This is a genomic window from Streptomyces sp. MK37H, assembly GCF_018035285.1.
Classification (GTDB): Bacteria; Actinomycetota; Actinomycetes; order Streptomycetales; family Streptomycetaceae; genus Streptomyces; species Streptomyces endocoffeicus.
Window position 1 is genome coordinate 1 of the sequence record NZ_JAAAYH010000520.1, and the last position, 5,670, is coordinate 5,670.

Genomic DNA, 5,670 nt, shown 5'->3' on the forward strand with positions numbered 1-5,670 from the left:
TGCTCACGGCTGTCGCGGGCCGGACGCTGATCTCGCTGCCGGTGCCCACGCCGCGGGGCGGCACGGCACCCGCGGCCGAGTCCGGGCAGGCCGCCGACCTCGAATCGCCCCCCGGCGCACAGCGGCCGGGGCGCGCCCGGTGGCTCGTCGCCGTGTTCGGCCTGATCGCGCTCTGCACGGCGTACGGCGAGGGCGCGATGGCCGACTGGGCCGCGCTCCATCTGCATCAGGACCTCGACGCGTCCGCCGGGCTCGCCGCCGCGGGCTACGCCGTCTTCGCCCTGATGATGGCCGTCGGGCGGCTGAGCGGCACGGCGCTGCTCGAAAGGCTCGGCCAGACCAGGACGTTGATCGCGGGCGGTGCCACGGCCGCGGCCGGAATGCTGCTGGGCTCGCTCGCCCCCACGATCTGGCTCGCGCTCCTCGGCTTCGCGGTCACCGGGCTGGGGCTGGCCAACCTCTTCCCGGTCGCCATCGCGCGGGCGGGCGCGCTGACGGGGCCGGGCGGGGTCGCCGCGGCCTCCACGCTCGGCTACGGCGGCATGCTGCTCGGCCCGCCCACGATCGGCTTCCTCGCCGACTGGTACTCGCTGCCGGTCGCGCTCACCACGGTCGCGGCGCTGGCCGCCGTCGCGGCCGTCGTCGCGTACGGCACGCGGAACGCCGCGCGCACGGCCGGAAGCTGACACTCCGCCCGCCTCGGCCCGGCGTTGTCAGAGGCGGCTGGCATGATTCCGCCATGGAGACTGCCGAATTGATCGAAATCGTCGACCACGAGGGCCGGTTGCTGGCCGACGCCGCGGCCGAGGCCGGGGTGGACGCCCCCGTGCCCACCTGCCCCGACTGGCGCGTCCGTGATCTGCTGTCGCACATCGGCCGGGTGCACGGCTGGGCCGCCCGGTTCGTCGCCGAGGGCCTGACCGAGCCGGTCCGGCCGACGGTCGAGGCGGCACCGGCCGACGCCGAGCTGGTGTCGTGGTACCGCGAGGTCCATGGCCGGCTGGTGGACGTCCTCACCCATGCCGACCCCGAGGTGAAGTGCTTCACCTTCCTGCCCTCGGAGTCCCCGCTGGGGTTCTGGACCCGGCGCCAGGCCCATGAGACGGCCATCCACCGGATCGACGCGGAGTCGGCGCGCGGCGGGGACTTCTCCCCGTTCACCCCGGAATTCGCGGCCGACGGGGTGGATGAGCTGCTGGCCGGTTTCCACAGCCTGGACCGGTCCCGGGTGCGTACGGACACCCCGCGCACGCTCCGGGTGAGGGCCACGGACCAGGGCGCGGTCTGGACGATACGGCTGTCCCAGGACGCTCCGCGCACCGAGCGCCACGGCGAGGGGGCGGCCGACTGCGAGCTCAGCGGCCCGGCCCGCGACCTCTATCTCGCGCTCTGGAACCGGCTGCCGATCACCGCGCTGACCACGGAGGGGGACGAGAAGCTGGCCGAGCTGTGGCGGGAGCACTCGGGGATCTGACCTCCCGGCCGCTCGGGGCGCGACCACACCGCTCGGGTCGCGCCCACCGCTCGGGTACGCGCGCCGCTTGGCTGCGCCCCGCTCGGGCAGGCCAACCGCTTGGGTTACCGATGAGTAATAACCCGTGTTAGCTTCCTGTCATGTCACGTCGATCGATGTCGCCGCGCGGACTGCGCCGCGCGATGAACTGGTGGCCGCCCTATCTCTTCGCCGGAGTGCGGGTGGTCCACCTCGCGGAGGACTGGAGCAGCGCCCGCGTCAGGCTGCGGCTGCGCCGCTTCAACTCCAACTACGTGGGGACCCATTTCGGCGGCTCGCTGTTCTCGATGAGCGACCCGTTCTGGATGCTGCTGGTGATGCGACGGCTCGGCCGGGACTACATCGTCTGGGACAAGGCCGGCGAGATCGACTTCGTCTCGCCCGGCCGCGGCGACGTGTTCGCCGACTTCAAGCTCACCGAAGAGCGGCTCGAGGAGATCCGCGAGGCCACGGCGGACGGCGGCAAGGCGCTTCCGTGGTTCGAGAACGAGGTGGTCGCCGCGGACGGTACGGTCGTGGCACGCGTACGGAAGCAGCTGTATGTGCGCCGGAAGCACCATGACGGGCAGCGCAAGCCGGGGCCGGGGAGGACCGACCCAGCGGCGGCCACCGGACACCAGGCGAAGGGCTGAGCCGAGATGACCGGGCCCCGTACCCAGGACGAACGCGACGCGCTCACCATCGAGATAGTGTTCGCCCTGGTCACGGCCGGTCTGCTGGCGGCCGTGCGCTACGTCGCGGTCGCGAGCCCCGCTCTCTTCGGCGACCTGGACCGGGCCCACGAGCGGGCCTGGCAGGGAGCCGCCTTCGCGGTGGCCACCGTCGGATTCGCCGTCCGCCCGGTGCGTGCGCTGTGGCTCTTCTCCCGGCAGAAGCGCTGATGCCCCAGAGCCAGGGCCAGGACCAGGACCCGCGGCCCGCACGGTGGCAGTGCGCCGGGGCGCGCTGGGCCCGCGGCGGGCCCGCGCTGGTCTGGCGCCATCCGGCCCAGGGGGAACGGCTCTCCCCGCTGACACCGGACCGCCCGCTCTCGTTCACCACCGGGCCCCGGCGCGCCTGCGTCGGCGTCCGCAGGGGCGCCCGGCACACCCCATGCCCGGCCGGGGCCGAGGTCCCGGCCTCCGCCGTATCGGCGCAGTGCCCGGACTGCGCCCGGCTGGACCGCTCGTACTCCGTGGCCGCCGACACCCGTACGGACGATCCGCGCCCTTACGACGTCTATCTCGCCTGGTTCGGCCCGGAGCTGGTCAAGGTCGGGATCACCGCGGCCGAGCGGGAGGGGGCACGGCTGCTGGAGCAGGCCGCGCTCTCGTACTGTCTGCTGGGCCGTGGTCCGCTGATGGCCGCGCGCCGCGCCGAAGCCGTGCTGGGCGCCGCGCTCGGCGTCCCGGACCGCTTCCCCTACGCCGCCAAGCGCACCGCCCGCGAGGCCCCGCCGCCACCTGAGCGACGGGCCGCCGACCTCGCCGCGCTCCACCAGCGGGCGCGCGGCCTGGGCGGTCTGCCGGAGTCGCTGGCCCTGGCCCCGTTCGAGCCGGTGCACCATGACGCGGCGTTCCACCTGGACCGGGTACGCCCCGCGCCGGGGCTGGTCCAGCTCGTCCCCGAGGCCACCGTGGCCGGTCGTATCGACGCCGTGGCGGGCCCGGACATCCATCTGACCTCGACGGACGGCCGGGCCCTGCTGCTGGACACCCGGCAGCTGGCGGGCTGGGCACTGGCGGCGGCCGCGGCGGACGCCCCGACGACGGCGCCGGTGGCGCGGTGGGAACGGGAAGCGGAGGCCCCGGAAGGGCTGTTCTGAGCCGAGAGCCTGTTCTGAGCGGAGAGCCGTGCTGGGCGAGAGGCCCGGAGCACAAAGCCCGGGGCACGAAGCCCGGACCGCAGAGCCCGGAGCACAGAGCCCGGGGCACGAAGCCCGGACCGCAGAGCCCTCGCTCAGCCGAGCCAGCCCGGCCGGACCAGGCCCGACTCATAGGCGAGCACGACGAGTTGGGCGCGGTCCCGGGCGCCCAGTTTGACCATCGTCCGGCTCACATGGGTCTTGGCGGTGAGCGGGCTGACCACGAGCCGCCGGGCGATCTCCTGGTTCGACAGCCCCATCCCGACCAGGGCCATCACCTCCCGCTCCCGCTCGGTCAGTTCCGCCAGCGCCGCCGCGGGCGCGGGTTCCCTGGAACGGGCCGCGAACTCGGCGATGAGACGGCGGGTCACCCCGGGCGACAGCAGCGCGTCGCCGCCGACGACCGCGCGCACCGCCCGTAGCAGTTCATCCGGTTCGGTGTCCTTGACCAGGAAGCCGGAGGCGCCGGAGCGGATCGCCTCGAAGACGTACTCATCGAGTTCGAAGGTGGTCAGCATGACCACCTTCACCTCGCCGAGGGCCGGGTCCCCGGTGATCCCGCGGGTGGCGGCGAGGCCGTCGAGCACCGGCATGCGGATGTCCATGAGGACGACATCGGGGCGCCGCTCCCGTACGAGCGCCAGCGCCTGCTCCCCGTCGGCCGCCTCGCCGACCACCTCGATATCCGGCTGCGCGGCCAGCAGGGCGCGGAATCCGGCGCGGACGAGGAGCTGGTCGTCGGCGAGCGCGACACGGATCATGGTCTCGGGCCCATCCTCATCCCTCATGGGGCTCCCTCCCACCCTTGAACGGGATCCTGGCCCGGACGCGGAAGCCGCCGTCCGGGCGCGGGCCCGCCTCCACTGTGCCGCCGAGCGCGGCGGCCCGCTCGCGCATGCCGACCAGGCCGTTGCCGCCGCCCGTCGCCCCGTCCCCGGTCGCGGGGCCGTCGTCGTCCACCCGCAGCTCCAACTCACCGGGGGCATAGTGCAGCAGCACATGGGCGTTCCGGGAGCCGGAGTGGCGGACGATGTTGGTCAGGGCCTCCTGCACGATACGGAACGCCGCGAGATCGGCGCCCGGCGGCAGGGCCGTCCGTGCGCCCTCCACCTCCACCCGCACCGCGAGCCCCGCGTCCGCCGCCTGCCCGGTCAGCTCCTCCAGCCGGTCCAGGCCGGGCGCGGGTGAGCGGGGCGCGGCGCCGGGTGCGCCGGAGCCGGAGGTCCGCAGGGTGTCGAGGACCTGGCGGACCTCGCCCAGCGCCTCCTTGCTGGCCGCCTTGATGGTGGTCAGCGCGGTGCGGGCCTGCTCGGGGTCCTGGTCGAGGAGAGCGAGCCCGACGCCCGCCTGGACGTTGATGACGGAGATGCTGTGGGCGAGGACGTCATGCAGTTCGCGGGCGATCCGCAGCCGCTCCTCGTCCGCCCGGCGCCGCGCCGCCGCCTCCCGTTCGGCCCGTTCGCGGGCCCACTGCTCACGCCGTACGCGGACGAGTTCGGAGGCGGCCACGATCGCCGTCGCCCAGGCGGTGACCGCCAGCTCCTGCCCCCATCCGACGGGCCCGTCATCGCCGGGCGGCAGCCAGCGGTAGAGCCAGTGGCCGATGAGCAGATGGCTTCCCCACAGCAGCCCGAGCGCGCTCCACGCGGCGATCCGCCGCCCGGCCGCGATGGCCGTCACACAGGCGACGACGACGCTGAGGAAGACGGGCCCGTACGGATATCCGGCGGCGAGGTAGACGGCGGTCACCGCGGCGGTGCCGACCACGACCGTCCCGGGACGGCGATGACGCATGAGCAGCAGTACGGGCCCGGCGAGCAGCAGCGCGGCGCTCCCGGGCCCGAGGCCCGCCCGGGCGGGCTGATCATGTGCGGCGAACCCGGTGCCCACCATCTGGATGACGGCGATGGCGACCGAGGAGCGCCAGGGTACGGCCGTACGCGATGGGTCGAAGGGCGCCCCACGCCACCATCCGCCCGGCCGCTGCCCCGGGCCGTGCTCCCCCGTGAATCCGTGCATACGGGCAACGCTAAACCGGCCGGGCGCCCCCGGCGTCCCCCCTGCGCGGTGCCCGCGCCTACTCCCGGCGGAGTAGGCGCCCATGCCCTGCCGGGCAGATCGCGGGGCAAGCTCAAACCGAACACCTGCGGCGCCCAGTGACGAGCCGTACGAGCGCGCGCACGGAGGCGGGTCGCCCAGCATGCCCGTCAGGGCCACTCGCGCCCCCGTCCCCGGCAGCACCGCCTCTTCCGGTACGGGCGGGCACCCCGGCATGGCCACCGCAGATCCGCGAAGATCAGCCAGACGCGACCGA

The 5,670-nt window shown here is 74.4% G+C and carries 7 protein-coding genes; 5 read left to right on the plus strand and 2 right to left on the minus strand.

Annotated features, from left to right (window positions below; all coding sequences use genetic code 11):
* From GWI24_RS39540 to GWI24_RS39560, 5 genes are all read left to right on the plus strand, one after another.
* The coding region (locus tag GWI24_RS39540; protein WP_210950858.1) for an MFS transporter at positions 1–686 on the plus strand (686 nt) is incomplete at its 5' end.
* 53 nt (positions 687–739) lie between these two features.
* A complete protein-coding gene (locus GWI24_RS39545) occupies positions 740–1,474 on the plus strand; it encodes a maleylpyruvate isomerase family mycothiol-dependent enzyme (RefSeq protein ID WP_210950859.1) in 735 nt (244 codons plus the stop codon).
* A gap of 140 nt (positions 1,475–1,614) precedes the next feature.
* Positions 1,615–2,145: a DUF4442 domain-containing protein gene (locus GWI24_RS39550; RefSeq protein ID WP_247617529.1), complete on the plus strand. Its 531-nt coding sequence runs from the start codon at positions 1,615–1,617 to the stop codon at positions 2,143–2,145.
* Between the two features lie 6 nt (positions 2,146–2,151).
* Positions 2,152–2,394 (plus strand): DUF6332 family protein, encoded by a 243-nt coding sequence (locus tag GWI24_RS39555; RefSeq protein WP_210950860.1) that lies wholly within the window; start codon positions 2,152–2,154, stop codon positions 2,392–2,394.
* The gene (locus GWI24_RS39560) at positions 2,394–3,317 is read left to right on the plus strand and encodes a DUF2797 domain-containing protein (RefSeq protein ID WP_210950861.1); all 924 of its coding nucleotides are present in this window, start codon (positions 2,394–2,396) and stop codon (positions 3,315–3,317) included. The genes GWI24_RS39555 and GWI24_RS39560 overlap by 1 nt, the downstream gene beginning before the upstream one ends.
* A 134-nt stretch (positions 3,318–3,451) precedes the next feature.
* On the opposite strand, the gene GWI24_RS39565 is transcribed toward GWI24_RS39560, so the two are convergent.
* A complete protein-coding gene (locus GWI24_RS39565) occupies positions 3,452–4,117 on the minus strand; it encodes a response regulator transcription factor (RefSeq protein ID WP_044582312.1) in 666 nt (221 codons plus the stop codon).
* 16 nt (positions 4,118–4,133) lie between these two features.
* Positions 4,134–5,375: a sensor histidine kinase gene (locus tag GWI24_RS39570; RefSeq protein WP_210950862.1), complete on the minus strand. Its 1,242-nt coding sequence runs from the start codon at positions 5,373–5,375 to the stop codon at positions 4,134–4,136.
* Positions 5,376–5,670: the final 295 nt, after the last annotated feature.

What these genes read in the sequence shown, in the direction of transcription:
- GWI24_RS39560 (WP_210950861.1), top strand. Translation starts at nt 2,394, where the DNA reads ATGCCCCAGAGCCAGGGCCAGGACCAGGACCCGCGGCCCGCACGGTGG.
- GWI24_RS39550 (WP_247617529.1), top strand. Translation starts at nt 1,615, where the DNA reads ATGTCACGTCGATCGATGTCGCCGCGCGGACTGCGCCGCGCGATGAAC.
- GWI24_RS39555 (WP_210950860.1), top strand. Translation starts at nt 2,152, where the DNA reads ATGACCGGGCCCCGTACCCAGGACGAACGCGACGCGCTCACCATCGAG.
- GWI24_RS39565 (WP_044582312.1), bottom strand. Translation starts at nt 4,117, where the DNA reads ATGATCCGTGTCGCGCTCGCCGACGACCAGCTCCTCGTCCGCGCCGGA.
- GWI24_RS39545 (WP_210950859.1), top strand. Translation starts at nt 740, where the DNA reads ATGGAGACTGCCGAATTGATCGAAATCGTCGACCACGAGGGCCGGTTG.
- GWI24_RS39570 (WP_210950862.1), bottom strand. Translation starts at nt 5,375, where the DNA reads ATGCACGGATTCACGGGGGAGCACGGCCCGGGGCAGCGGCCGGGCGGA.